Below are 26517 nucleotides of genomic sequence, written 5' to 3'. Positions count from 1 at the left end.
GCCTCAGAGCGCCTCCCCCACGAGGGTGGCGTCGTCACGCACCGAGGCGAGGCGCACCCGCACGAGGGAGTCCACGGGGATGGAGTCGTCCACCACGACGTCGAAGAGGCCTCCGGAGACCGCGCGCCCCGGATACTGCACGACGACGAGGTCCTCCGCGCCCACGAGCCTTTCGGCCTCGGCGCGGCGCATCTCGCGGGCGAGCTCGCGCGCCCGTCGTCCCCGCTCGGCTGAGACGTCGGCCGGGACCTGGCCGGGCATCGTCGCCGCAGGCGTCCCCGGGCGACGCGAGTAGCGGAAGACGTGCATCCACGAGAAGCGCATCTCGCGGCAGAAGGCGAGGCTCCGCCCGAACTCCTCCTCGGTCTCCCCGGGAAAGCCCACGATGAGGTCCGTGCTGAGGGCGATGTCGGGGACGTGCGAGCGGGCCGTCTCCACCACGCGCCGGAAGAGGTCCGTGCGGTAGACGCGCGCCATGCGCCTGAGCGTCTCGTCGCAGCCGGACTGGAGGCACACGTGCAGGAAGGGCGCCACGCGCCCGCCCGAGGCGGCCATGACGGAGCAGAGCCGCTCCGTCACGTCGGGCGGCTCGATCGACGAGAGCCTCACCCGCTCGACCCCGGTCTCGGCGAGAAGGACCTCGAGTAGGGCGGGAAGGTCCAGCTCGCGCCCGCGCTCGTCGGCGGCGCGATAGCTCCCCAGGTTGATGCCCGTGAGGACGACCTCGTGCGCCCCGCGCTCCATGGCGGCGCGCACCTCGGAGAGGACGCGGCCGGGAGCCTCGCTGCGCGCGGCGCCCCGCGCCCTCCAGACGATGCAGTAGGTGCAGCGGTTGTCGCAGCCGTCCTGGATCTTGATGCCGGGCCGCGTGCGGCCGGTGGGGGTCACCGTGTCCGCGCCGCACGACGCGCCCGCCGCAGGGCCGTCGGCGGCGGGGGCAAGGCCCAGGCCCTCGAGCACGCGCGCCGCCACGCGGGACTTGTCGCGCTCAACGACGACGTTGGGGGCGAGCGCAGAGAGCTCGTCGGAGAACAGGTTGGCGACGCAGCCGGTGGCCACCACGAAGGGCGCCTGCGGCAGGCCGGCGGCGCGCCGGACGGCCTTTCTCGTCTTCGCCTCCGCCTCGCCGGTGACGGCGCAGGTGTTCACCACCACCGCGGAGGCGTCCTCCTCCCCCACCAGCGCGACGCCCGCCCGCTCGAGCTCGGATGCCATGAGGTCGAGCTCGACGCGGTTGACGCGGCATCCGAGGTTCACGAGGGCGACGCCCGCGCGACGCCCGCGCGGGTCGGGCGTCACTTGCGGCCCCTGAAGGGGTTCTTGGGCGCGTGCCAGCGCTCCTTGGCGAAGTGCTCGGCCGCGTTCTCCGCCGCCGCCGAGAACCCCTCGGCCTCGGCCGCGCCCTTCTCGGCCTCCCCCGGGGCTGCGTCCTCCCCGAGGGCCCGCTCCGCGACGATGGCGGCGACGTCGAGCAGCTGCTTCTTGGTGAGGTCGCGCGGGGTCTCCACCTGGACCACCGCCACGAGGTTGCCGCGGGCGATCATGCCCATGCGCGGCATGCCCTTGCGCTCCACCACGACCTGCTGGCCGAACTGGCAGCCCGCGGGGACCTCCACGGTCACGCGCTCGCCCTCCATGATGCCGTCGATGGTGACGGTGGTGCCGAGGATGGCCTGCAGCGCGTCCACGCGCACGGTGCAGAGGAGGTCGTCGCCGCGCCGCTCGAAGCGGTCGGACTCCTGGACCTCGATGCTCACGACGAGGTTGCCCGAGGCGTCGCCGCGCACGCCCGCCTCGCCCTTGCCCTCGACGGTGAGGGTCTGGCCGGAGTGGACGCCGGCGGGCACCTGGACCTCGACCTTCTCGCGCGAGGGCGTGCGGCCCTGACCCTCGCAGGTCTCGCAGGGGTGGTCTATGACCTGGCCCTGGCCGTTGCAGGCGGGGCAGGTCGTCTGCGTCTGCATCTGGCCGAAGATCGTCCGCTGGACCTCGACCACGCGCCCGGTGCCGTGGCAGCGCTCGCACGTGTGCATGCGGCCGCCCTCGGCCGCCCCGGTGCCGCCGCAGTCCTCGCACGGGGCGAGGCGCGTGTAGGCGACGGTCTTGTGGCAGCCGGCCGCGGCCTCCTCGAGCGTCACCGTGAGGCGTATCCCCATGTCGCGCCCGCGCGTGCGCGCCTGGGCGCCCGCGCGGCCCGCGCCGCCGCCGAAGAAGGAGTCGAAGATGTCGCCGAAGCCGAAGCCTCCCCCGCCGAAGATGTCGGAGACGTCCACGTAGTCGGAGCCGAAGCCCGCCGGGCCGTTCGGGTCGCCGTAGCGGTCGTAGTTGGCGCGCTTCTGGTCGTCCGAGAGGACCGAGTAGGCCTCGTTGACCTCCTTGAACTTCTCCTCGGCGTCGGGGGCGTCCGAGACGTCCGGGTGGAGCTTGCGGGCCTTCTTGAGAAAGGCGCGCTTGATCGTCTTGGCGTCGGCGTCACGAGGCACCTCGAGCACCTCGTAGTAGTCCCTCTTTGGTTCCACGTGCATCTCCAGAGCTGGTCGGTTCTTGTCCGCGGGTACTTATACCCTGAAAGAGGCGGGGTGCGAGCCCCCGCCTCCCACAAAGCTATCACTTTTCTGAAACTACCAGTATCGGTACCCCATGTAGCCCGCGCGGCCGAGGCCCGAGGTGCATGAGAACATCATCACCATGAAGAGCGCGAGCATGAGGCCGTTGGACGCGCCGTTGGCGACGGCGACGCCGGCGTTCCTCCACCAGCGCCCGCTCGCGCGCACGCCGTCGCGGACGACCATGTAGATCCCCACGACGAGCGGGATGACGATGATGAGGGACATCGAGGCGAGCGTGCCCGTGAGCGCGCCGAGCACGGCGAAGGGCACGGCAAAGCCCACCAGGTTGAAGCCGCCCGCCTGACGGCGCGTGAGCCGCTCCTCGGGCACGCAGACGCGGCAGACGAAGTCGCCCGCCGCGGAGCCGTTGGTGCCGGCGTTGCCCATGCCGGGCTTGCGGACCTCGTCGCCGTCATGGCTCCCGGCAGGGACGTCGATCACGACCTCGCTCGCCGAGAGCGTGCGGCCGGTGCCGCCGCAGGCGTGACAGGGGTCGGCGACCACCTTGCCCGTGCCCTCGCACTCCGGGCAGGTCATCATCATGACGCCGAAGAGCCCCGTGTCGACGGTGATGTGGCCCGAGCCGCCGCACGTGGGGCAGGTCTCGGGATGCTCGGCCTCCACGGAGCCCGAGCCGTGGCAGACGCCGCAGGGCGCGTAGCGCTGGTAGGTGACCCCGCGCCGGGTGCCCTCGGCGGCCGTCTTGGCGTCGACCGTGAGCTCGTAGACGACGTCCGCGCCGGCCCGCGGGTTGTACGCGCGCGAGCGGCGGCGCGAGGCGGCGCCCCCGAAGCCGGAGCCGAAGGGCCCCCATCCGAAGGGGCTCCCGCCGAAGGGGTCGTAGCCGCCCTGGGGCGAGGGACCGCCGTAGCCGCCCGTCGCGAAGGGCGAGCCGGAGCGCATGGCGTCGTAGCGCTTGCGCTTGTCGGCGTCCGAGAGCACGGCGTACGCCTCGGAGACCTCCTTGAAGCGCTCCTCGGCATCCGGCGCCTTGTTGACGTCGGGGTGGAGCTTGCGCGCCTTCTGCTGGAAGGCCTTTCGTATCTCGTCGGTGGAGGCGTCCTTCTCGACGCCGAGGATGGCGTAGTAGTCCTTGTCGTTCATCGATGCCATGTGGCGGGTCTCCCTGCTGGTGGTGACACAGATGGGTTGATTATATCCGCCGGAAGGCGAGGTCATTCACAGGGGAGCCGTTATCCGCGCGGTCCACACGGCCGAGGGGCGGGGTGGGGCGGACCGGGCCGGGCGTCGCCTCGGCCCCGCGTCGTCGCCGTGGGGGGCTTCGCGACGGTTTGCGCCGCCAAAGTGTCGCCTCGGGCCCGCACCGCCACCGTGCGGGCGTCTCGCGACGTTTCCAGCCGCCGAAGTGTCGCCAATCCCCCGCACCGCCACAGAGCGGGGGCCACGCGACGTTTCCAACGGCCAAAGTGTCGCCAATCCCCCGCGCAGCGAATCCGCGGGGCACTCGCGACGAATCGCGGCCCGCCCTACTCCTCGAACGAGATCTGCCGGTAGGAGACGCCGCAGCGCTGCAGGATGTTCTTGGAGATGAGGTTGTCCTCCGTGCCGTCGTACTTGTCGTCGAGGTAGACGACCTCGCCGATGCCCGCCTGCACGAGGGTCTTGGCGCACTCGTGGCACGGGAAGAGCGTCACGTAGACCGTGGCGCCGGTCATGTCCTTGAGCGAGCCGCGGTAGTTGAGGATGGCGTTGGCCTCGGCGTGGATGACGTAGTTGTGCTTGTCGTAGAGCGGGTCGTCGTCCGTGCCCCAGGGGAACTCGTCGTCGTTCAGGCCCGAGGGCGTGCCGTTGTAGCCCACCGAGAGGATGCGGTGGTTGGTGTCGGCGATGCAGGCCCCGACCTGCGTGTTGGGGTCCTTGCTGCGCAGGCTCGCCGCGACGGCGGCCTTCATGAAGAACTCGTCCCAGCTGATGACATCGGTGCGCTTTCCCGGCATGACGCTCCCCTCTCGCGACGTTTCCGCTGCTAGCATGGCGCATTTGCGGATGCGGCGCAAGAGGGGGCCTCGGGCCGTCTCCCAGATAAACGCGCACTCGCGCACGGACCCTGAGAGCGCAACTGGGCAAACGCGAGAAAGGCCTGCGCGGGCGCGCGTTAATCACATCGGCGCGACCGCCCTCAGCAGCTCGCCGTCGCGACCTCGCCGGGGGCGAGGTCCCAGAGGGCGCCGTAGAGCTCGTTGCCCAGGAGCCAGCCCTGCTCGGTGGGTGCAAGCCGGCCGTTCTTCTCGCCCAGAAGGCCGCGGGCGAGAAGAACGTCGACGGTGTCGTCAAGACGGGCCCCGAAGAGCTCGCGGGCGCGCCTCACGAGCTCGGGGCGCAGCCCATCCACGAGCCGGGCCCCGAGCATGAGGTCCTCGGCAACCGCCTGGGGCTCGGTCAGGAACTCGAGCGAGAAGGACAGCGCGGAGAGGCGCGGGGCTTCGGCGAGCTCGCGTCGGGGCGTCTCGACCGTGAGCCGGACACGCCGGACGTCCGCCGGGGCAGTGGGGAGCCGTGGGCAGGCCTTTGAAAGTCTCAGGTAACCCTCAAGGTCGAGCATGCTCGAGGCTCCGGTGCCCAGCCCCACGTAGGATAAACCCGTCCAGTAGGCCTTGTTGTGACGGCACTCCTTACCTGCGCGCGCGTAGCTCGCGACCTCATAGCGAGCATAGCCTCGACCCTCAAGCACGACCTGAGCCTTGCTCATTCGCTCGGCCTGAACCTCGGGGTCGTTCCACGTGCACGGGTCATTCGAAAAGCGCCGGTCGAGGGCGGTCCCCTCCTCGATCTGGAGCGGATAGACGCTCACGTGGCCCACGCCGAGCGCGAGCACGCCGCCGAGCGACCGAAGCCAGCTCTCGCCCGTCTGTCCCGGCGTCGCGCACATGAGGTCGACGGAGACGTCGAGGCCCGACGCCACGGCAGCCGACACGCGCTCGCGGGCGCAGGCGGCGTCATGCAGGCGCCCCAGCTCCGCGAGCTCCCCGTCGTCCAAGCTCTGGACGCCAATGGAGAGGCGCGTCGCGCCCGCCTCCCGGACGGCGAGAAGGACCTCGTCGGCGAGCGAGTCCGGGTTGGCCTCGCAGGTGAGCTCGGAGGGGGCCGTGATGCTCACGACCTTCCCGACCAGCTGAGCGAGGTCCTTCTCGCCCAGAAGCGTCGGCGTGCCGCCGCCCACGTAGGCCGTCTCGCAGCCCTGAAGCAGCCCCAGCGCCGCCACCTCGTCCAGCTGCGCCTCGAGCGCGCGGGCATACGTCCCCATGAGCGCGTCTCCCGCGGGCGTGGCCCATGAGGCGAAGTCGCAGTACGCGCACTTGCGTGCGCAGAACGGAACGTGCAGGTAGAGGGCACCGGTCATAGGGGCTCCATTATCGTGTCCGCGCGGCGATGTCAACGACCCGCCCCGTCTTTCCGCGCTCATCGCTGGCATCGGTCCGGCAGAGGCGGCGCTGCCATGAATCCCACGTACATGCGAAGTATTCTATGCCTGGATCTCACGCGACGGGGCGCAATCGCCGCCGCTGCGGAATCTGGGGTCGTGGCAATTCTCGCCTCGCGGGCGTTGCGCGGATGGGGGTCGTGGCAGGTTTTGCGCTGCCACGACCCCCGAATTCGAAGCGAGCGGAGAAGAGCGCGCAGTTGGCGTCCGCGACAGATTGCCTCAATCCCAAATCCGACAACGCCGAGACGGCGGAGATTGCCACGATGCCCGAAGCCGCAACGCAGCGCCAGCTCTTCTCGCCTCTCCGAGCGCGCATGCAAATTAAGTCGGGTTCGTTTGGCGCGCCCGGCGCGTCAGCACACGTGCGCGCGGACCTCGGCGGCCACGGCGAGGAACTCCTCGGCGGTGACGCAGCTCATGGCGGCGTTGCGCCAGCGCGCGGCGTCGGGCATGCCCTTGAAGTACCACCCCGCAAGGCTGCGGGCGCGCTTGAGGTGGGCGCCCGTGGCCTCGAGCAGGCGCACGTGACACTCAAAGGCCGCGATCCTCTCGGCGACCGTAGCCTCGTGGCCCGAGAAGACCCACGGGTTGCCGTAGGTCCCGCGCGCCACCATCACGGCCGTCGCGCCGGTCTCCGCGAGCGCGCGGCGCGCGGCGTCGTGCGAGAGGATGTCGCCAGAAGCGATGACGGGGATGTCCACGGCATCCACGACGCGGCTCACGGCGCCCCAGTCCGCCTCGCCGTGATACATCTGCGTGGCGAAGCGCCCGTGCACGGCCACCGCCGCCGCGCCCGCGGCCTCCATCGCGCGCGTGAACTCGGGCGCCACCTCCTGCCCCATGTAGCGGCCGCGGCGGATCTTCACCGTCACGGCGATGCCCGGGGCGCCCTCGCGGCACGCGCGCACGATCTCTGCCGCGAGCGCCGGATCCTCCAGCAGCGCCGACCCCTCGCCCTTCTTGGTCACCTTGGGCACGGGGCAGGCCATGTTGATGTCGATGAGCGCGAGACGCTCGCCCAGGCGCGCCGCCACGCGCTCCGCGGACTCGCGAAAGAGCTCCGGCTTGGACCCAAAGAGCTGCACCGCGATCTCCGGCTCTGCCGGGTCGGGGTCCACGAGCTCCCAGCTCTTCTCGCCGTAGTGGAGCCCCGCGCACGAGACCATCTCGGAGTAGGCCAAGGCCGCCCCGCCCGCGCGCGCCATGAGGCGATACGCCGCGTCGGAGACGCCCGCCATCGGCGCCATGAGCAGCTTGCCCGAGAGGCGCCCCGCGAGGGAAAGTTGCCTAAAAGGGGCCTGGCCCCTTTTAGGCAACTCGAGGTGGGCGGCGGGGGCGTAGGCGGCCAGGACCTCGGCGGCCGTCACTGGTCGTCCACCTTGAGGACGGCGAGGAACGCCTCCTGCGGCACCTCCACGGAGCCGATCTGCTTCATGCGCTTCTTGCCCTCCTTCTGCTTCTCCAGGAGCTTGCGCTTGCGCGAGATGTCGCCGCCGTAGCACTTGGCCAGGACGTCCTTGCGCACGGCCTTGACGGTGCTGCGGGCGATGATCTTGTTGCCGATGGCCCCCTGGATGGGCACCTCGAACTGCTGACGCGGGATGATCTCCTTGAGCTTGTCGCAGAGGCCGCGCGCCATCGCGTAGGCCTTGTCGCGGTGCACGATGAAGCTCAGGGCGTCCACCTCGTCGCCGGAGAGCAGGATGTCGAGCTTCACGAGGTCGCTCGCGCGGTAGTCGGAGAACTCGTAGTCCAGGCTCGCGTAGCCCTTGGTGCGGCTCTTGAGCTGGTCGAAGAAGTCCAGGATGAGCTCGGCGAGCGGGACGTCAAAGTGCATCTCGACGGACTTCTCGGAGAGGTAGACCATGTCCTGCGTGATGCCGCGGTGCTCGATGGCGAGCTGCATGACGGCGCCCGTGTACTCGGGCGGCACGATGACCTTGGCCTTGAGGTAGGGCTCCTCGATCCGCTCGATGCGCGTGACGTCGGGCAGGTCCTGGGGGCTTCTCACCTCGATCATCTCGCCGTCGGTCTTGTAGACGTGATAGTCCACGGAAGGGCTGGTCGCGATCAGCGACAGCGCGAACTCGCGCTCCAGGCGCTCCTTCACGACCTCCATGTGGAGCAGGCCCAAAAAGCCCACGCGGAAGCCGAAGCCCAGGGCCACCGAGGTCTCGGGGCTCCACGTAAGCGAGGGGTCGTTCACGCGCAGCTTCTCCAGGGCGTCGCGCAGGTTCTCGTAGTCCTTGTTGTCTATCGGGAAGATGCCGGTGTAGACCATCGGCTTGGCCTCGCGGTAGCCCGGAAGCGCCTCATCGCAGGGGCGGCTCGCGTACGTGAGCGTGTCGCCCACGCGCACGGCCTCGGGGTTCTTGAGGCCCGTGACGACGAAGCCGACCTCGCCGACGCCGAGCTCCTCCACGAGCTGCTCGGCCGGGCGCTTGACGCCCACGCCGTCCACGAGGAAGCCCTCGCCGGCCTGCATCATCCGGAGCTGGTCGCCCTTGCGGATGTGGCCGTCGAAGACGCGCACCGTGGCCACCACGCCGCGGTACTCGTCGAAGTAGGAGTCGAGGATGAGGGCCTTGAGCGGCGCGTCGTAGTCGCCCTTGGGCGGCGAGACGAGCATGACAATGGCCTCGAGCAGGTCGTGGATGCCCTCGCCCGTCTTGCCGGAGACGCACACGGCGTCCTCGGCCGGGATGGCGAGGTCCTCCTCGATCTCCTCCTTCACGCGGTCGGGCTCGGCGCTCGGCAGGTCGATCTTGTTGATCGCGGGCACGATGTCGAGGTTCGCGTTCATCGCGAGGTTGGCGTTGGAGACGGTCTGCGCCTCCACGCCCTGCGTGGCGTCCACGACGAGCACCGCGCCCTCGCAGGCCGCGAGGCTGCGGGAGACCTCGTAGGTGAAGTCCACGTGGCCCGGCGTGTCGATGAGGTTGAACTGGTAGGTCTCACCGTCATCGGAGTCGTAGGTCACGCGCACGGCGTTGGACTTGATCGTGATGCCGCGCTCCCGCTCGATGTCCATCGTGTCGAGCAGCTGGGCCTCCATGTCGCGCTCCTCCACCGTGTGGGTAAGCTCGAGGATGCGGTCCGAGATGGTCGACTTGCCATGGTCGATGTGCGCAACGATCGAGAAGTTGCGGATATGTGAGGTATCGTTAGTAGACATGAGGTGAATGATAGCGAACTCTGAGGGGATATGCTATATTCATCGGGTTGACCTCGCCGTGTCTCAGCACAGAGGCCTCACATAGTTAAGAACCGAAAGGAACTGCACGTGGCTAACATCAAGTCTCAGAAGAAGCGCATCATCACCGCTGAGAAGGCGCGTCAGCGCAACCGCGCGGTCCGCTCCGAGCTCAAGACCGCCATCAAGAAGGTCCGCCTCGCCGTCGAGGCCAAGGACGTCGACGCCGCCCAGGACGCCGCCAACAAGGCCGGCCGCCTGCTCGACAAGGCCGCTTCCAAGGGCATCATCCACAAGAACCAGGCCGCCCAGCGCAAGAGCGGCGTGCAGAAGCTCGTGAACACCATCAAGTAGCTTCTCTCTCATAGAGCGCGTGAGCGGACCCGGGGTGCTGCCCGGGTCCGCTTTTTCGTGCCGAGAAGAACGGGCGGGCCGTGCGTCCTTCTCGGCACGTCCTTCTCGGTACGCCCTTCTCGGCACGCCCCCTCGCCTCACCTGAGTGACGCGTTTTGGACGGACGATGCCCTTTCGGAGGTCGCGTCCGTCCAAAACGCGTCACTCACGCAGCAATCGTGACGAATGGCGAGAAAAACGACATCTCGTGGCCCGCCCCCCTGTACATGACGCCGCCAGGACGCCGCCTGCCGGCCCAGGCGCTCCGCCCGCGAAGTCACCAAGGCCGGCACAGCCCCTCCCACCTGCGGTGTCAGCGACGCGTCAGAGGCCGGGAAGACACCGCAGTCCGTCTCTCCCCTATCATCCCCACCAAGACGGAGAGGAGGGGGCGTGTGGCAGAGCGTGGACCACGAGATTGACGTCTTCATGCGGGAGGCGGAGCGACGCGGCGCGTGCCTCGAGTCGTTCCCGGGGAGACTCCATCGCGCCCTTGAGCGTCGTGTGAGGTCTGGCGAGCTCGTCTCCCCGCTCCCGCGGCTGTATGCGCGGGCGGAGGTCTGGCACGCGCTCAGCAAGACCGAGCAGACGCTCTCCATGATGCGCGCCCTCCACGAGCTCCATCCCGACTGGGTCTTCTGCGGCACCTCGGCCGCGGTCGCGCACGGCCTCAGCGTGTCAAACCGCCTCCAGGAGCCGCTGCAGGTTGCCACGTCGTCCGGAGCGAGACGATATCACGGGGGCAGGATTGCGGCGGTTCACATGCGCGACGAGACCGCCGTCATGGCGTCCGGCGTTCCCGTGACCGCACTGGAAAGGACGGTCTTCGACTGCATGCGTCGCCACAGCTTTCCCGAGGGGCTCGCGATCGCCGACTCCGCCCTGCATGCGGGCAAGCTGGGCGGGGATGCGCTCATCGCGTACGTCAGGTCCATGGGGTCACGATACCGCGGCTTCAGGCAGGCGGAGATGACGGCGTCGTTTGCCGACCCGCGACCCGACAACGGCATGGAGTCAATCGCCCGCGCGACCATGTACCAGCTGGGATACCAGATGCCTGACCTGCAGGTCCCCGTGCAGGATCCCATGAGCCCCGGGCGCATCCTTCACGTCGACTTCATGTGGGTGCTCCCTGACGGCACCATTATCATCGGTGAGCTCGACGGGGGCGAGAAGGTATGGAACCCGGAGATGAACGGCGGCAGTCCACTCGTTGCGCTGAGACGAGAGCGCCGGCGCGAGTCCCGCATCACCATCGACCGGCCGAAGATTATCCGCTTCTCCCCCGAGGAGGTCGGCGACCTGTACGAGTTCAACCGCCTGCTGGGGACCTTCGGCGTGCCGCGCGACCACGAGCCGCTCGTCTCCATTCCGGACGGCCCGACCCACGACCTCGTTCCGGCGGAGGCATACGGGCTGGCGTGAGGCGCCCGCCCTCGGCCCACTCGCGCTGAGTGACAGCTTTAGACCAGATGAACGCCCTCTGAGGCCCCCATCCGTTCGAAACGCGTCACTCAGCCGGGGAGAGACGAGGCGTGGCGTCACGGCCGGGGTGGCCTGCCGGTCGAGTGTCTCGTTTCGGACGGACGAGGGCTCCGGAGAGGGCGCGTCCGTCCGAAACGAGACACTCGGGAGGCATGGGGAGGAGGCATGAGGAGGAGAGCATGGCGAGAAGACCCGTGCAGGACGCCCTCTCAAAGGAGTGGGGCGTCCGGTGCATGGCAGAGACCGGACGCCCCAGGGAGGAGACGCTATCTAGGTTGCGCCAGAGCGCGGCGGCGCTACGAGAGCGAGGCCTTGTACTCCGCGGGGATGTCCTCGACGTCCTTGTAGGTCTCGAGGGCCTTCTCGACGGTCATGCCGTCGGCGATGGCGTCCTTGCGGCAGGCGTTGACGGCCTGGATCTCCTTCATGCGCGGGCCGGTGAGCTTGTAGCCCTTCATGGCGATGAGGGTGAGGATCCACGCGACGATGGGGATGATGCAGAACAGGACGATCGTGAGGACGTTCATGCCCTCCATGTAGGGGGTGTCGGTGTCGGGCAGCGTGGCAAGGCCAACGGCGGTGATGGCGATGCCGACGACGGTCGTGGAGAGCGAGCTCACGAGCTTGTCAACGAACGAGAAGAGCGTGCCCACGACGCCCGGGGCGTAGTTGCCGGAGCGGAACATCTCGTAGTCGGAGACGTCGGCGACCATCGGGATGGCCATGTCGGCGGTGGAGTAGTAGGCGCCGTAGCCGAGGCCATAGAGCACGATGAAGATGAGCGTGTACGCGTTGAGCGTAAGGTGGAAGCCGCCCTCGGTGCTCCAGAGCGAGAGGCCGAACGCCGGGTCGTTGGGGTTCCACATGCCAAGCAGCACGACGACGCCGATGTAGCAGATGAGAGCGACCGAGGTGAAGGTGACGAGGGTCTTCTTCTGGCCGAACTTCTGGCTGATGCGCAGGCCGCCGATGAAGAACGGAGCGGAGAAGACGTAGCCCATCACGTACATGGGCAGGTAGAACTGGTTGTAGTCGCCCATCATGCAGGCATAGAGCAGGACGCCGACCGTGGTGTTGGTGGCGACGGCGAAGGCGAACTTGGTGCCGGAGGCCGCGACCATGAGGCGCTGGAGCTCCTTGTTGCCCTTGACGATCTCGATGTAGTCCTTGATCTTGAGCTGGGTCTTCTCGCCCTCGGACTCGCCGAAGCCCCAGTACTCCTTGCGGTCCTTGCCGGCGATGCCGACGACGGCGAGCGCGGTGAGGGCGGCGGAGAGGATGATGACGAGCGGGATGAGGAAGTTGAAGAAGGCCTCGGTGCCAAAGCCGACCTGGCCGCCCACGATGGAGGCGGTGGCCATGGTCACGCCCATGCCGACGAGCGACGCGATGGTGTTGAACATCGTGAACGTCGGGCGCTGGTTGGGGTCGTTGGTGAGGCAGGTCTGGCCGGAGCGCGTGCAGGAGGTCTGCATGGCGTAGCCGACCATGAGGAGCATGTAGCAGAGGGTGTAGCCCACATACCGCAGCAGCTCCATGTCAGCAGGGATGAGGCGCGTGCCGTAGAAGAGCAGCAGCGACGAGACGGCCATGACCACGTTGCCCAGGATGATGAACGGGCGGAACTTGCCGATCTTGGTCTCGGTGCGGTCGATGAAGACGCCGATGAACGGGTCGATCACGGCATCGAAGATGCGTGTGACCGTGACCATGGTGGTCGCGAAGGCCAGAAGCAGGCCCAGCACGCCGTTGGCATAGTAGGCGATGTAGTTCATGAGCAGGACGTAGTACACGTTCGTCGCGCCGTTGTTGAACGGGAACAGGACGAGCTGGTACATCTTCGCCCGGTTGGTGGCACCGGCATTGTGATGCGGCGCCTGCGCTGTCTTTTCTGCCATACACTCTCCCCTTGTTGTTGCGGCCCTTCCACGGGGCTTCTTGCCCCTCTAACTGATATATCAGTTTAGCGTGAACAGGCCAATAGAATCTTCAAAAACAGGCTTCTTCCGCGAGCGGCGGAAACAGCGGCGTGGGTGGTCCCGTGGGCGGCTGTCGAGGCGAGAAGGACCGGCCACTCGGCGTCGGCCTGTCGCGACGCTGCGAGACCAGGGGTTATGGCGATCGACGTGGCTTTGTCGTTGCGGGGATTGGGGTTATGGCAGGGTGTGGGCTGCCATAACCCCAATCCTCGCAACGACAATGAGAAGAGCCGCAGCTCGTCGTTCTTCTCGCCTGCCATAACCCCAAATCCGACAACGCTGCAAGGGGTGCGGCTGCCACAAGCCCAGATCCCGCAACGCCACCTCACAGAGAGGGCCCCGCGGGCGAGAAGAACCCGCGGGGCCCAGGCTCGACCACGTGCCGGAGGCGCCTTTCTCAGGCAGCCCTCCCCTACTGGACGCCCTTCTTGGGGGCGCGGACGCACATGACCACGGCGCCGACGGTGAGCACCGCGAAGACGCCGGTCAGGGCGTAGAGCGCGGTCTGCCACCACGGGGTGACGGGCTCGATGGTGTCGTTCGGGCCCATGCCGTTCATGGCGTTGGAGTTGGCGACGGTGTAGAGGATGCGGTGGGAGGCCTCGCGCATGGCGGAGACGATCACCGGGTCGTCCTCGTACTCGGCGAGCATGGTGGTCTGAACCGCCGTGGACATGTTGTCCCAGAGGTCGGAGCCGCCGAGCATGCCGTCCATCGGGTTCATGTACTCGCTGAACGCGGACATGTCGGTGATGAAGGCGCCCTCCATGCCGCACTCGCCGCGGAGGAAACCATCCTGCAGCGCACCGTACTCGCCGCACCACTTGGTGCCCCAGCGGTTGAAGCCGTTCATGACGCCGGAGGCGTCGCCCTCGACGGCCGCGGTCTCGACGGTCTCGAGGTAGATCTCACGGGCGGCCTGCTCGTTGATCCAGACGCTCTGGCCCATGCGGTAGGTCTCGGAGTCGTTGAGGGCGGCGTGCTTCATGAAGACGTAGACGCCCTTGGACTGGATGCCCTGGATCTCGGCGGCGGCGATGTGGCCGGCGATGAACGGGTCCTCGGAGTAGTACTCGAAGTTGCGCCCGCCGTACGGGGTGCGGTGCATGTTGACGCCCGGGCCGTAGAGGCCGGAGTAGCCCGCCCAGAGCACGTCCTCGCCGATGCAGGAGCCCATGGTGTTGATGAGCTCGTCGTTCATCGTGGCGGCCATGACGTCCTCGGAGGTGTAGGCCATGCCGGAGCCGCCGCCCACGACGTTGGCGGTGAAGCCCTGCGGGCCGTTCTCGTCGTTGGTCTTGGGCTTGGAGACGGACTGGACCTCGGCGGTGGTGTGGAAGCCGAGCGTGATGAGGTTGTTCATCTCGCTGAAGGTCATCTGGTCGAGCAGGGGCTCCCAGTCGGGGTCGTCATAGTCCTTGCCGATCATCTGCGCAAGGGTCATGCCGTTGTCAGCGCCCAGCGTGGGCATCTCGGCGCCGGCATACTCGCCGTCATAGGTGGCGGCGTCGTAGTTGACGTCCTTAATGGACTCGACGAGAGCATCGTTGGCGGTCAGGACGATGTTCTCCGTGGGGAACGTGCCCTCCCAGTCAGAGCGGGAGAGCCAGGTGACCTCGCCGGGCTCGACGGAGCTCTTGTTGGGGTCGGCCTCGTCGAAGAGGTTGGTGATCTCGGCGCCGGTTGCCGCGGAGGTGGAGAAGACCTCGGTGTCGAGCGTCGGGTTGGTCCACTTCCACGCCATGGCGGCGTCGCCCTCGGCGGTCATGCCGTCGGCCACGGTGTAGCCCTTGGCGGCGAGCACGTTGTTCAGGGCCTCGTGGGCGCCGGTGGCGACGGTGAGGTAATAGTCGCCGGAGTCGAGGATGTAGGTCTTGGCGCCGTTGGCGTCATAGGCCCTCAGCTCGGTCTTGTCGACGTCGATGGTGACGGTCTGGGTCTCGCCCGGCTCGAGCAGGCCCGTCTTGGCGTAGCCGGCGAGCTCGATGGCGGCCTTCTCAACGCCGTTCTGCCGGTCGTACTCGGTGTAGGGGGACTGCAGGTAGACCTGGACGGCCTTCTTGCCGGCCACGTCGCCCGCGTTGGTGACGTCGACGGTCACGGTGAAGGCGTCGGTGCCCTCGCTCACCTGGAAGTTGGAGAACGTGAAGTCGGTGTAGCTGAGCCCGTAGCCGAACGGGAAGGCCACGGTGCTCGCGTAGTCGTAGTCGCCGGCGTTGCCGGTGCCCATGACGGCGTCCTCATAGCGGGTCTCGTAGTAGCGGTAGCCTACGTAGATGCCCTCCTGGTAGACGTTATAGGAGTTGTTGACGTTGTAGTTGGGGCGGCCGGTTGCCGAGTCGGTGCCCAGCCCGTAGCCCTCCCAGCCCTCGTACTGCAGCGGGTAGAAGTTGCGCGCCGCCGGGGAGGACAGGTTGTCGTAGGTGTAGGTGTCGACGAGGCTGCCGGACGGGTTGATGTCGCCCACGAGGATGTCGCCCACGGCGTTGAGGCCCACCTGGCCCGGGTCGCCGATCCAGAGCGCCGCGTCGATGCCGTAGTCAACGCCGCAGACCTCCGGGTTGAGGAAGTCGACCTCGACGGCGTTGGAGGAGTTGATGAGCACGATGATCTTGGAGATGGTGCCCTCGTCCTTGAGCGCCTTGAGGCCGGCAAGGTTGTCCTGCTCCTCCTGCGTGAGCTCGAGGTAGTTGCCCTCGACGCCGCTCGTATAGTCGAGGCCCTGGCCGTTGTCGCCCATCGGCAGGTCGGCGCCCTCGCCGCCAGAGCGGGAGATCACGAAGATCGCCGCGTCGCCGTACTCGGCAAAGGAGTCGCCCGCGCCCGCGAGGACCTTGTCCCAAGGCACCTCGTTGACGCCGAACTCCTTGGAGGCCTGCGGGTCGTCAGCGATGTCGCCGGCCATGAGGCGGCTGTAGGTGCCGTCGATCTCCTCGGAGAGGTAGAAGTCCCAGAGGGTCTGGTTGACCTCGAGGCCCGCGTCGGTCAGCGACTGCTGGAGCGTCGGGGCGCTCGAGGCGTCAACGGAGCCGGAGCCCGTGCCGCCGTAGACGATGTCCACGGAGGAGTGGCTCACGGCGCTGACCTTGTCGCCCTTGGCGAGCGGCAGGGCGCCGTTGTTCATGAGGAGGACCGCGCCCTCAGCCTCGACCTGCTCGGCGATGCCCTGCTCGTACTCGGAGAGCTCCTCCTCGGTCTCGAAGGCGCTCGTAAAGTAGTTGGTGTCGGTGCCGTCGTCCTCGCCCTTGACGACCTGCGAGGTCGGCGTGTCGAGGTAGGTGTTGACTACGGTTGCGTTGCTGAGCGCGTAGTTCGTACCGAACGCCAGGGCGCCCGTGAGCACGACGCCGACGCCGGCGAGCACGCCCCAGAACACCTTCCCCTTCCGCTTCTTAGTTGGGTTGCTCATGCTTGGCATCCCCCTTCCTTTCCAATGCGTGCGCTATGCCGCGACGCGCCCGTCCCCGTGCGGTCGCGTCGCCTCGAGGGACATCGCGGGGCGCAAGACTCCCCTCCCTTCCATGACGCGGAAACGCTTGCCGCCATGACCCACCGGCGCTCCCCCGTACCGAGGGGAGCTCATAACCTGATATATCAGATTAGTCGCAGATTCTTCACAAACTTGTGAGAATGCCTCCTCAACCTTGCCAGCGGACGGTTCTTCTCGCCCTGCGGCAGGTCCCCGCGCGCGGCGCGGGCCCGTCCGCCGCCGCGGCGGCCCAAGGCATGAGAAGGGGCCCGCGGAGACGTGTCCCCGCGGCCCCGTGCTGCCTGCCGACCGGTCGGTCGGCAGGCTCTGCGGACGGACCTAGCGACGCTTGAAGGTGGGCATGAAGCCGGCCACGGTGAGCAGCACGGCCGAGACCACCATGCAGCCCGCGGAGGCCGCGGCCGCATAGAACATGTTCCAGCCGGTGGTGTCACCCGAGTTCCAGGAGAAGATCGCCGAGATGTTGAGGGCTCGGGACGCGACGACCTGGATGCCGGCGTACGCCAGGATGAAGACGGCGACGCCGAGGGCGAGAAGAGACACGATGCCGGGGCCCTTGTCGGCACTCTTGGCGTCGAGCGTCATCGAGACCACGACGAGCGCGATAGCGAAGACCGAGAGGACGAGGTAGACGGGCATGTTGGGGAACTCATAGCCAACGCCCATGCTGCCGCTCACGACCATGGCGACGATGCCGACGACGGCGAGCACCAGGGCGACGGCCTCGATGAAGAAGCCGATTCCCTTCTTAGCGGTAGTGGTGGACATGCCCCTACGCCTCCTTACTCTTCTTGGAGCTCATGGCCGCGGAGGCGGCTGCGCCCACGGCGAGCACGCCGAACGCGGCGGCCGCACCGATGTACGCGCCGCGCCACCAGGTGAGCTGCGGCTCCATGTGCGTGGTGCTGTTGTAGCGGTTGGTGAGGTTGGACTGGGTCATGGCGTACAGGATCATGTGCGCGGACTCCTTGACGGCAGCCTGCACCGTGGCGTCGCCCTTGACCTTGTCCACGCCGATGGAGATGCCGTCGACCTGGTTGGCGAAGGTCGAGCAGTTCTCGAGCGTGGTGGAGTCATAGAAGCCGGAGATGCCGCGGGTGTCGAAGCAGGTGGTGCCGGAGACCAGGACGGCCGCCCAGAGGTCGGTGTCGTCGTAGATGTCCGTGACGGCGTAGCCGCGGAAGCCCCACTCGTTCTTGAGGATGTCGGTCATGAGGCCGGTGGAGCAGGTGCACTCGACCGGGCCGATCTTGGAGAACGACGTCATGAGGCCCGTCATGTTGGCGTTGTGGTCCTCGGTGTCGTAGTCGGTGGCCTCGAAGGCGATCTGCCAGCCGCGCAGCTCGCCCTCGCGGGCCTGCTGCTCGGTCATGTACGGCGCCACGCCGGAGCGGTTGGTCTCCTGGTCGTTGAAGGCGAAGTGCTTCGGCGACGCGATGAGGCCGTACTCGAGGGCACCCATGGAGTACTCCATGGCGGTGTTGCCGCAGAGCACGGGGTCCTCGGAGTAGTACTCGCCGTTGCGGCCGTTGTACTGCTGACGGTGGATGTTGAGGCCCGGGCCCCAGAGCATCGCGATGCCGGTGAACAGCGACTCCTCGCCCATGAACTCGCCCATCTCGTAGTAGAGGGAGTTGTTGAACGAGGCGGCGGTCAGGGGCGCGTTGCCGAAGACCGCGCCGTTCCAGGCGCCGTTGGGGTCGTCCGCGCCGATGGTCCACGGGGCGTTGGAGTCCTGCGTGGCGTTGAGGGCGATGACGATGCCGTTGCCGGCGTTCTCGGTGAGGTAGTGCTCCTGCAGGCCGATCGACTCGACGCCGGGGATGGAGGGCCCGCCGAAGGTGGCGAGGTAGAGCGCCTCCTCGAGGGTCATCTTGTCGAGCAGCTCGCCCCAGGCGGGGTCGTCGTAGGTCTTGCCGGCCATGTCCCAGATCATGAGGTCGGAGTCGGCGCCCCAGGTGATGCCGGAGACGTCGTCGTCGGTCTTGACCTCGTAGTAGTGGCCGTTGAGGTAGTCGATGAGCTGCTCGTTCTCAAGCGTCATCTCGGCGTACTCGACAGGCCAGGTGCCCTCCCAGTCGGAGCGGGAGAGGTAGGTGACCTCGCCGGGCTGGAAGTAGTTCCAGTCGGCCGTCTCGAGGTGGTTGGAGACCTGGTAGCCGTTCTTGGAGATCGAGAGCGCGGTGCGGGGCACCTCGGCCTCGGTGATGGCCATGGACCAGACCTTGGCCGCGTCGCCGGTGCCGGTAAGGCGGCTCGCCTCGACGCCCTGGGCGGCCAGGACGTTGTTCACGGCCTCATGCGCGCCGTTGCCGAGCGCGAAGTAGTACATGCCCGGGTCGAGCACGTAGGTGCCCTGGGTGCCGTCCTCGTTCTCGTGGGAGCTGTCCCAGCTCGCGATGTACTGGAGGTCGACCTTCACGGCAACCTGCTGGGAGGCGCCGGGCTCGAGCTCGTCGGTCTTCTCGAAGTTGAGGAGCTGGATCGCGGACTTCTCCACGCCGCCCGCGGTGTAGGGGGCCTGGCCCCAGACCTCGACGATGGACTTGCCCGCCGTGTCGCCGGTGTTGGTGACGTTGACGTTGAAGGTCACGTAGGCGGTGGTGGCGCCGTTGTCGAGCGTGGTCAGCTCGAGCTCGGGCTCGCCGACCGGCTCCTGGCTGAAGGTGGTGTAGGAGAGGCCGTAGCCGAACGGGTAGACCATCTCGTCAGCGTAGTTCCACGTGTCGCCCGCGGTCGCGCCGGCGGCCGATGTCGCGTTGCCCTGGCCCATGACCTGGTCGAAGTAGCGGGTCTCGTAGTACTTGTAGCCAACGTAGATGCTCTCGCACTCGATGACGTAGTTCGAGGACAGGTCGCCGAACATGCCGCCCTTGCGGGTGAGGACGTCGGTGTTGGCGTAGTGGTAGTCGCCCATGTTCTGCATGGCGGGGGCGCTCAGGTTGTGCGTGGCGTAGGTGTCCGTGAGGGCGCCCGAGGGGCTCACCTTGCCGCAGAGCACGTCGGCCACGCCGAGCATGCCGTAGCAGCCCGGGAAGCCGATCCACAGGATGGCGGAGACGTCCGGGTCGTCGGCGAGGTCCCTGATCTCGACCGCGTTGGCGGTGTTCAGGATCACCACGACGTTGTCGGAGCACTCCTTGGCGAGGTCGATCGCGGCGCGCTCGTTGTCGGTGAGCTGGAGCGGCTCGTCGGCGCCGAGGCCCGCCACGACGCTGCCGGGCAGGTAGTCGATCGACTCGGCGGACGGGCGGGAGATGACCACGATCGCGGCGTCGCCGTACTCGGCGAAGCTCGAGCGGAAGTCGCCGTTGACGCCCTCGATGTCGGCGACGCCGGGCTCCTTCGGGTCGTACTCCGTGACCGTCATCTCGCACGTGGCGTGCGGGAAGGACTCGCCCAGCGCCTCATAGGCGTCGACCATCGTGGGGTTGACGTTGAAGCCGGCGCCGTCGAAGTCGAACTCGTCGCCCGACCAGGCGGAGATGGTCGGGGCGATCGCGCCCGTGCTGCGGTCGACGTTCGTGGTGATGGTGTTGGCGAAGTCGGTCTTGCTCTGGGTGAGCGCCTGCTCGAGCGTGATGCAGGGGCCGTAGAGCTTGAGGCCGAAGCTCGAGCCGAGCATGGGCATGTGGGACCTGATGCCGAGCAGGGTCACGTTGGAGCCCTCGGCGAGCGGCAGGCCCCTCCCCTCCTCGGAGCTGTTCTTCATCAGGACCGCACCCTCGGCCGCCTGCTTGCGGTTGAGGTCGATGGCCTTCTGGATGAGCGCGTGGGAGTTGCCCGTGCCGTCCTCGTTCAGAACCTCGTCGGAGGGCTTGAACGCCTCATAGAGGGGCTCGTTCTCCGTGCTCTGGGAGGTGAGCTTCTCGCTCTGGGTGCCGAGGTTGGTGTCGAGCGTGGAGGCGAACTGCTCCATGACGCCGCCCGCGCCCACGGCGACGGAGGCGCCGAGGGCACCGAGGCCGAAGAGGCCGCGGCGTGTCACCAGCGTCTTGGGACGAGCATCGTTGCTCATGAGAGATCCCCCCTCTGTACGCTTTCCCTTACGTCGTGCATGTACCTTCCCTTCCTTTCTCTGCGTGCGTTCGCATTGCGTGCGCTCCGCGTCCCGTACGGGAATTCCCCCTCCCTCCACGGGGCGGCTGGAAACTGATATATCAGTTTAACCACAAACCGCCCGCGGGGGTGGAAAATAATCTTCGCGACCCGCCAGCGGACGGTTCTTCTCGCCCTGCGGTAGATGGCGGGGCGCGGCCGACGCCGAGGCGATTCCTCCGGGTACGTACGCCCCTCCCCCGGATACGTACACGCCACAAAGCCGGCAGGCGCAGCACTTCTGAAGAATCCGCAGGTAAAGTGCTTAGCGAGAAGTACATCAAGCCGTGAACTTCGTACGTACCCGGAGGGGGCGTGTACGTACCCGGAGAGGTGGAGCTAGAGGGCGAGGAGCTCCCGCACGAGCGCCTCCTGACGGAGCCAGTAGTCCTCGTCCGTCGGCAGGCGGATCCCGGCGCGGGCGGAGACCTTCTCGACGAGCTCCCGGCGCATCTGCGGGTCCGCGAGCATCCCCTCCGTCACGGAGCGGACCATCCAGCCGAGGTCCCGGAGCCCCTCGTTGCGCGCGCTGTCGGAGTCTATCTGCTGCCTGGTGCGATGGAAGAGGTAGCTCTCGTACTCGAGGATGATCCCGAGCTCCTCCCAGCAGAGGTCGACGACGAGGTACGGCTTCCCCAGGGCCAGCTGCAGCGAGGCGGGAATCTCTATGGTGGCGTTGAGCCGCGGCGCGGGCAGCCCGCAGCCGCCCGCCTCGACGGGCAGCGTGAACAGGAGGACGACGACCGTCTCCATGGGAGAGCGCGAGCCGGCCACGACAAACGCCACGGCCTCGCGCGCCCGCCGCGTCCCATAGCCGCGGGCGTCCGCAAAGCGCCGGGCGAGCTCGTCGGGAGTCATGAGCGGCGGCCTGCGGTGAAAGCCGTCCTTGGCCCGCGGGGAGCGCGCGTACCTCCCGCATATCTCGGTACCCACCGCAACCGCCCGCGCAAGGCTCGAGCGCGCGGCCATCTGCTGCAGGCAGAAGGCCGGCGAGGCAAGAAGGACCTCGTCAGTAAGCTGGTAGAGCGCGTCAGGGGGAAGCGCGGTCGACCAGATGTGGCAGCGCACCACGGGCGTCCTCACCCTTCTCGCCTCCCCGCTCACGAGGATGTGGAGGGGGCGCGCCTCCGTTGCCTCGATGCGTGCGCCGCGCAGGTCGTTTGCCCCGAGGGCCGCCGCCGAGGCGAGGGACCACGCCTTTTCCGGCGGCTCGGGACATGGCTCCCCCAGCCGCTGCGCCAGGCCGACCTCTCCCCAGCGCGCAAGTGCCGATATGTCACATACGGTAATCATGGCGCCCATGCTAGCGATGGGCGCTTCCCGGCCCCTTGCACCAAGCGCGCACGACGCTGACGCCCCTTGCGAGAAGGCCCTTCCGAGATGCATGCCACCGCAGCTCATGGCCCACGGTGCGCAACAGTTTCTCATATGCGGCGATTCGCCCGACGACATCCGGCGTCACGGCTTCTCCAGATGCCGCCCCGCCCGGGCGCACCCCCGGGTGCCCAGGCCTTCTCCCGGATACGTACACCCCACCTCCGGATACGTACGAGGTTTACGGCTTGATGTTCTTCTCGCCCGCCCTCTACCTGCGGGTTCTTCGGGATGCCGGTGCCCACAGCCCCCGCTGCGCGTACGTACCCGGAGAGGAGGTGTACGTACCCGGACGGGGCGCGTACGTATCCGGAAGGGCTGGCGAGAAGAACGGGAACGCCCCGACGCGCGCGGCGCCGGGGCGTTCCCGGGAAGGATGGTCGGGCTTAGGCTACTCGTTGTCCGCCCAGTTGGACTTCTGGGTGCTCTTCTTCTGGAGCACGTAGTCGGGGTTGGGCGTGTCGACGCGGCGGATCGTGCCGGAGTCGGCGAGCTGGCCGGACGTGACCTCGATGCTGTTCTCGCCCTTCTTGAGCGGGACGAAGAACGTGAAGACGTGCGGGTTCTTGGGGTCCTCGCGGCGGGTCTCAAGCTTGGAGCCGTTGACGAAGAGCGTGACCTCCTTCTGGTTGGAGTAGACCTTGACGCTCGTGGCCTCCTCGGCGCGGTCGACGTAGCGCTTGCCGCACAGGTGCACGAAGGGCTCGTTGCTCCACCAGGCCTTGTAGATGTAGAAGGAGTCCTTCTTGGTCTTGCGGTCGAAGGTGATGAGGCCCTTGTGGTTCATGCCGGGTTCGCCGCCCTGGTCGCGCGCGTCGGCCGCGAAGTCGAACATGTTCCAGACGTGCGTGGCCCACAGGTACGGGTGCTTGGCGAAGAACTTGAGCATGTACTCGTGGTACACGCACTGGTACTCCTCGGTGTGGTCGTTTCGGCGCGGCCGCGAGGAGTGGAGGTTGGGCATGGCCTCGCAGCCGTACTCGGACATGCCGATGACGCGGTTGGGGTGCACGAGGTGGAAGAACCCGAACCAGAGGTCGTTCAGGAAGAGGCCCGGCACGTACCAGCCGAGGTAGAGGTTCCAGCTCACGACGTCGGTCACGAAGGCGGACTTGTTGAAGGGCCCGCACATGGCGTAGCAGGCCAGCGTGGTGAAGCGCGTGGGGTCGAGCTTGTGGCAGAGCTCGTCGAGGACGCGGTGGTTGTCGAGCATGTCCGCCTTGTCCTTGGTGGAGATGGTGATCTCGTTGGAGACGCCCCAGCACACGATCGAGGGGTGATTGTAGCTCTGGGTGATGAGCTCGGTCATCTGCGAGATGGTGTTCTCGCGGCCGTTGGGCATGTGCTCGGAGATGTAGGGGATCTCCGCCCACACGACGATGCCGGCCTCGTCGCAGAGGTCGTAGAAGAACTGGGCCTGCTGGTAGTGCGCGAGGCGCAGCGTGTTGGCGCCGATCTCGCGGATGAGGGCCATGTCCTCGCGGTGCTCCTTCTCCGTGAGGGCGTTGCCGAGGGCCTTGCGGTCCTGGTGGCGGCACACGCCGCGGAGGGGGTAGCTGCGGCCGTTGAGGAAGAAGCCGCCCTTGGCGTCATAGGAGAAGCTGCGCACGCCGAAGCGCGTGGAGACCTCGTCCACGACGGTGCCGGCGACGACGAGCTGCGCCTTCGCGGCATAGAGGTACGGGTCGTCGAGGCCGTCCCAGCGGTGCGCGTCGGGCAGCGCGAGGGTGACGTCGGTGCCGGTCGCGGTCCCCACCGTGGCGCCGGAGGCGTCGGTGAGGGTCACGCGGACCTCCGCGGAGTCGGCCTCAGGGCCGTCCACCCAGGTCTGCACGCGCACGTCCGCGTCCTTCTCGCCGTCGGCGATCTTGGGCGTGACGGCGATGCCGGGGCCGCCGTGGTAGTCAAGCGAGAAGTGCGTGGCGTCGGCCACGAGGAGCTTGACGTCGCGATAGATGCCGCCGTAGAAGGTGAAGTCGGCCTTCTGAGGGTAGACGCGGTCGTTCTTTGAGTTGTCCACGTGGACGAGCAGGCCGTTCTCGCCGGGCTTCACGAGCTCGGTGACGTTGGTGCGGAAGGTGGAGTAGCCGCCGTCGTGGTGGCAGCAGGCGATCCCGTTGACCTCGACGTCGGCCGTGGCGTTGACGCCCTCGAACTCGAGGTAGACGACCTGCTTCGTGGGGTCGAAGGCCGGGACCGTGAAGCGGCGCTCGTAGGCGCAGGTCCCGCGCCAGTAGTCGTTGCCGCCGTCCTGGCCGTCAAGGTTGTTCCAGGTGTGCGGGACGTCCACCGTGATCGGGGCGTCCCCCGGCTTGGTGAAGGTCCAGCCCGCGTTCAGGTTCGTATACGTGCGCATGCTCCCTCTTTCCTCGGCTCCCCGCCGCTCCAGTACGGCACTTCCAACTGATATATTAGTCTAGCGCATAACGCGGCCTTTCCGGTGTCGTACCCCTGACCGGACGGTTTGGACGCCTGAGCGGGATATCGGGCAGAAATGAGGGCGAGTGACGCGTTTTGGATGGACAGGGCGCTCAGAGGGGCATCATCCGTCCAAAACCCGTCACTCATCCCCTGGGCGCCGGACGGACCGGGAGCGGCGAGGGCGGAATGCGGCAGAAAGGCGGCGGCAGGCCCGCAGGGGCCCGCCGCCGACAGGGACGCGCGAGAAGGACGCGCGGCGCGCTACCGCACCGTGGCCACGATCTCCATGGCCTCGCGGCAGAGCCGCTCGACCTCGTCGAAGCGTCCCTCCTTGATGAGGTTGGCCTTGACCATCCAGGTGCCGCCGCAGGCGATCACGTGCGGGCTCGCGAGGAACTCGGCCACGTTGGCCGGAGAGACGCCGCCCGTGGGCATGAAGCGGTGCCCCACGAAGGGCGCGGCGAGCGCGCCTATGGTGGAGAGGCCGCCGTACTGCGCGGCCGGGAAGAACTTGGTCACGTGGATGCCGAGCTTGCGCGCGGCGATGACCTCCGTGGGCGTGACGCAGGCCGGGAAGACCGGGAGCTCGCGCTCCATGCAGTGGCGCACGACCTCCTCGTCGAAGCCGGGGCTCACGATGAACTCCGCGCCCGCGTCGACGGCCTCGTCGACCTGCTCGACGCTGAGCACGGTGCCCGCGCCCACCGCCATGTCCGGGTGCGCCTCGCGCATGGCGCGGATGGAGTCGGCCGCCGCGGCCGTGCGGAACGTCACCTCGGCCGAGGGCATCCCGCCGGCCACGAGGGCGTCGGCGAGCGGCCTGGCGTCGGCGGCGTCGTCCAGCACGACGACCGGGATGATCGCGAGCCTCTCGACCTTCTCGTAGTAGCTATCCATGTACATGTGCGTCTCCCCTCCTGGGTTGCTAGCGCTTGACGTCGGCGCCGCTGGCCATGAAGTCGGTGACCTCGGCAGCGGTGAAGCGGTTGGCGTCGCCGGCCACGCTGTGCTTGAGCACGCTCGCGGCCGCCGCGAACTCGATGGCGTCCGCGGGCGCCATCTCGGCGAGAAGCCCGTGGAGCACGCCGCCGGCAAAGGCGTCGCCGCCGCCCACGCGGTCCACGATGGGCTCGACGTGCCAGGTGCGGGAGCGCGCGAGCGCGCCCGCGGCGCCGGTGCCGTCGGCCGTGTAGAGGTAGCCGGTGAGGTCGTTGGAGCTGCTCGAGTGCGCGACGCGGCGCGTGCAGTAGATGGCGCGGACGCCCGGGCGCGCGGCGACGAGCGCGTCGTAGGCCGCGACCATGGCCTCCTCGCTCCAGGGCGTGCGCTCGAGGCCGAGGGCGCTCTGGACGTCGCCCCAGCTCGCGGCGAGGTAGGTGACGTAGGGCAGGACGTCGCGGAAGGCGTCCATGCACTCGTCCCACGTCCAGAGCTTGCCGCGGAAGTTGACGTCGTAGCTCACGGGGATGCCCCGCTCGGCGGCGGCGCGCACGAGCTCGAGCGTGAGCGCGCGCCAGGACGCGGAGAGCGCCGGGCAGATGCCCGTCACGTGGAAGAGCCCGACGCCGGAGAGGAGCTCGTCGACGTCCCACTCGCAGGACGCCATCGTCGCGAACGAGGAGCCGGCGCGGTCGTAGACGGCGACCGACCCGCGGTTGGCGGTGCCGATCTCGAGGTAGTAGGTGCCGAGGCGCGCGCCCCCGCGAAGGACCTGGGAGGCGTCGACGCCGTTCTTGCGGAGGTGGCGCACCACCGCGTCGCCGAGCGGGTTGTCCGGCACCTTCGTGGCGAAGGCGGCGTCGTGCCCGAAGTTGGCGAGCGAGACGGCGACGTTGGCCTCCGCGCCGCCGTAGTGCGCGTCGAAGGACGAGGCGTCCGCCAGGCGCACCCCGCCGCCCACGGAGAGGCGGCACATGATCTCGCCGAGCGCAAGGACCTTTCTGCGGCCCGTAGCATCATCAGCCATGGTATCTCCTTGCCCTGTGATATATCACTAATGAGAGTAGTTTATCCGCTGGGCGCCGCCCCCA

At 67.9% G+C, this 26517-nt stretch carries 17 protein-coding genes; 2 read left to right on the top strand and 15 right to left on the bottom strand.

The window, feature by feature from the left end; genetic code table 11:
- Positions 1–3 precede the first annotated feature (3 nt).
- The 7 genes from E0L17_RS00405 to lepA all read right to left on the bottom strand — a co-directional run bounded on the left by E0L17_RS00405 (position 4) and on the right by lepA (position 9229).
- Complete coding sequence (locus E0L17_RS00405; protein WP_167929322.1) at positions 4–1299, bottom strand: MiaB/RimO family radical SAM methylthiotransferase; 1296 nt, start codon at positions 1297–1299, stop codon at positions 4–6.
- Positions 1296–2519, bottom strand: coding sequence for a molecular chaperone DnaJ (gene dnaJ, locus E0L17_RS00400; protein ID WP_167929321.1), 1224 nt, complete (start codon positions 2517–2519; stop codon positions 1296–1298). The genes E0L17_RS00405 and dnaJ overlap by 4 nt, the downstream gene beginning before the upstream one ends.
- A gap of 102 nt (positions 2520–2621) precedes the next feature.
- On the bottom strand, positions 2622–3722 hold the full coding sequence (locus E0L17_RS00395; protein ID WP_167929320.1) for a DnaJ domain-containing protein: 1101 nt from the start codon (positions 3720–3722) through the stop codon (positions 2622–2624).
- 374 nt (positions 3723–4096) lie between these two features.
- On the bottom strand, positions 4097–4567 hold the full coding sequence (locus E0L17_RS00390) for a deoxycytidylate deaminase (RefSeq protein WP_167929319.1): 471 nt from the start codon (positions 4565–4567) through the stop codon (positions 4097–4099).
- A gap of 182 nt (positions 4568–4749) precedes the next feature.
- On the bottom strand, positions 4750–5970 hold the full coding sequence (gene hemW / locus E0L17_RS00385) for a radical SAM family heme chaperone HemW (protein ID WP_167929318.1): 1221 nt from the start codon (positions 5968–5970) through the stop codon (positions 4750–4752).
- Positions 5971–6407: 437 nt separating this feature from the next.
- Positions 6408–7421 carry a tRNA dihydrouridine synthase gene (locus tag E0L17_RS00380; RefSeq protein ID WP_353652918.1) on the bottom strand — a complete coding sequence of 338 codons (1014 nt, stop codon included), beginning with the start codon at positions 7419–7421 and terminating at the stop codon, positions 6408–6410.
- Positions 7418–9229, bottom strand: a complete 1812-nt coding sequence (gene lepA / locus E0L17_RS00375; protein ID WP_167929317.1) for a translation elongation factor 4 — start codon at positions 9227–9229, stop codon at positions 7418–7420. Before lepA ends, E0L17_RS00380 begins: the two co-directional genes overlap by 4 nt.
- Positions 9230–9337: 108 nt before the next feature.
- Between lepA and rpsT the strand changes: the two genes are divergently transcribed.
- Both rpsT and E0L17_RS00365 read left to right on the top strand, forming a co-directional pair.
- A complete protein-coding gene (gene rpsT, locus E0L17_RS00370) occupies positions 9338–9601 on the top strand; it encodes a 30S ribosomal protein S20 (protein ID WP_167929316.1) in 264 nt (87 codons plus the stop codon).
- 432 nt (positions 9602–10033) lie between these two features.
- Positions 10034–11065, top strand: coding sequence for a type IV toxin-antitoxin system AbiEi family antitoxin domain-containing protein (locus tag E0L17_RS00365; protein ID WP_167929315.1), 1032 nt, complete (start codon positions 10034–10036; stop codon positions 11063–11065).
- A gap of 356 nt (positions 11066–11421) precedes the next feature.
- On the opposite strand, the gene E0L17_RS00360 is transcribed toward E0L17_RS00365, so the two are convergent.
- The 8 genes from E0L17_RS00360 to E0L17_RS00325 form a co-directional block, all read right to left on the bottom strand.
- A complete protein-coding gene (locus E0L17_RS00360) occupies positions 11422–13023 on the bottom strand; it encodes an MFS transporter (RefSeq protein ID WP_167929314.1) in 1602 nt (533 codons plus the stop codon).
- Positions 13024–13516: 493 nt separating this feature from the next.
- Positions 13517–16513 carry a glycoside hydrolase family 3 C-terminal domain-containing protein gene (locus tag E0L17_RS00355; protein WP_167929313.1) on the bottom strand — a complete coding sequence of 999 codons (2997 nt, stop codon included), beginning with the start codon at positions 16511–16513 and terminating at the stop codon, positions 13517–13519.
- 399 nt (positions 16514–16912) lie between these two features.
- Positions 16913–17362 carry a hypothetical protein gene (locus E0L17_RS00350; RefSeq protein ID WP_167929312.1) on the bottom strand — a complete coding sequence of 150 codons (450 nt, stop codon included), beginning with the start codon at positions 17360–17362 and terminating at the stop codon, positions 16913–16915.
- 4 nt (positions 17363–17366) lie between these two features.
- On the bottom strand, positions 17367–20612 hold the full coding sequence (locus E0L17_RS00345) for a glycoside hydrolase family 3 C-terminal domain-containing protein (protein ID WP_167929311.1): 3246 nt from the start codon (positions 20610–20612) through the stop codon (positions 17367–17369).
- A gap of 419 nt (positions 20613–21031) precedes the next feature.
- The gene (locus E0L17_RS00340; RefSeq protein WP_167929310.1) at positions 21032–21994 is read right to left on the bottom strand and encodes a hypothetical protein; all 963 of its coding nucleotides are present in this window, start codon (positions 21992–21994) and stop codon (positions 21032–21034) included.
- A gap of 463 nt (positions 21995–22457) precedes the next feature.
- Positions 22458–24422, bottom strand: a complete 1965-nt coding sequence (locus tag E0L17_RS00335) for a glycoside hydrolase family 2 protein (protein WP_167929309.1) — start codon at positions 24420–24422, stop codon at positions 22458–22460.
- Positions 24423–24748: 326 nt separating this feature from the next.
- The gene (eda, locus tag E0L17_RS00330; RefSeq protein WP_286163177.1) at positions 24749–25390 is read right to left on the bottom strand and encodes a bifunctional 4-hydroxy-2-oxoglutarate aldolase/2-dehydro-3-deoxy-phosphogluconate aldolase; all 642 of its coding nucleotides are present in this window, start codon (positions 25388–25390) and stop codon (positions 24749–24751) included.
- A 22-nt stretch (positions 25391–25412) separates the two neighbouring features.
- Positions 25413–26453 carry a sugar kinase gene (locus E0L17_RS00325; protein ID WP_167929308.1) on the bottom strand — a complete coding sequence of 347 codons (1041 nt, stop codon included), beginning with the start codon at positions 26451–26453 and terminating at the stop codon, positions 25413–25415.
- Between the last annotated feature and the right edge of the window lie 64 nt (positions 26454–26517).

The sequence above is a fragment of the Olsenella sp. SW781 genome (assembly GCF_012027725.1).
Classification (GTDB): domain Bacteria; phylum Actinomycetota; class Coriobacteriia; order Coriobacteriales; family Atopobiaceae; genus Thermophilibacter.
Note: the sequence above shows the minus strand (reverse complement) of the source record. Positions and strands in the feature narration are given on the sequence as shown.

Coding starts and splice junctions, on each gene's coding strand:
- E0L17_RS00395 (WP_167929320.1), bottom strand. CDS start 3,722: ATGGCATCGATGAACGACAAGGACTACTACGCCATCCTCGGCGTCGAG.
- E0L17_RS00390 (WP_167929319.1), bottom strand. CDS start 4,567: ATGCCGGGAAAGCGCACCGATGTCATCAGCTGGGACGAGTTCTTCATG.
- hemW (WP_167929318.1), bottom strand. CDS start 5,970: ATGACCGGTGCCCTCTACCTGCACGTTCCGTTCTGCGCACGCAAGTGC.
- lepA (WP_167929317.1), bottom strand. CDS start 9,229: ATGTCTACTAACGATACCTCACATATCCGCAACTTCTCGATCGTTGCG.
- E0L17_RS00360 (WP_167929314.1), bottom strand. CDS start 13,023: ATGGCAGAAAAGACAGCGCAGGCGCCGCATCACAATGCCGGTGCCACC.
- E0L17_RS00355 (WP_167929313.1), bottom strand. CDS start 16,513: ATGAGCAACCCAACTAAGAAGCGGAAGGGGAAGGTGTTCTGGGGCGTG.
- E0L17_RS00350 (WP_167929312.1), bottom strand. CDS start 17,362: ATGTCCACCACTACCGCTAAGAAGGGAATCGGCTTCTTCATCGAGGCC.
- E0L17_RS00345 (WP_167929311.1), bottom strand. CDS start 20,612: ATGAGCAACGATGCTCGTCCCAAGACGCTGGTGACACGCCGCGGCCTC.
- E0L17_RS00340 (WP_167929310.1), bottom strand. CDS start 21,994: ATGGGCGCCATGATTACCGTATGTGACATATCGGCACTTGCGCGCTGG.
- E0L17_RS00335 (WP_167929309.1), bottom strand. CDS start 24,422: ATGCGCACGTATACGAACCTGAACGCGGGCTGGACCTTCACCAAGCCG.
- eda (WP_286163177.1), bottom strand. CDS start 25,390: ATGTACATGGATAGCTACTACGAGAAGGTCGAGAGGCTCGCGATCATC.
- E0L17_RS00325 (WP_167929308.1), bottom strand. CDS start 26,453: ATGGCTGATGATGCTACGGGCCGCAGAAAGGTCCTTGCGCTCGGCGAG.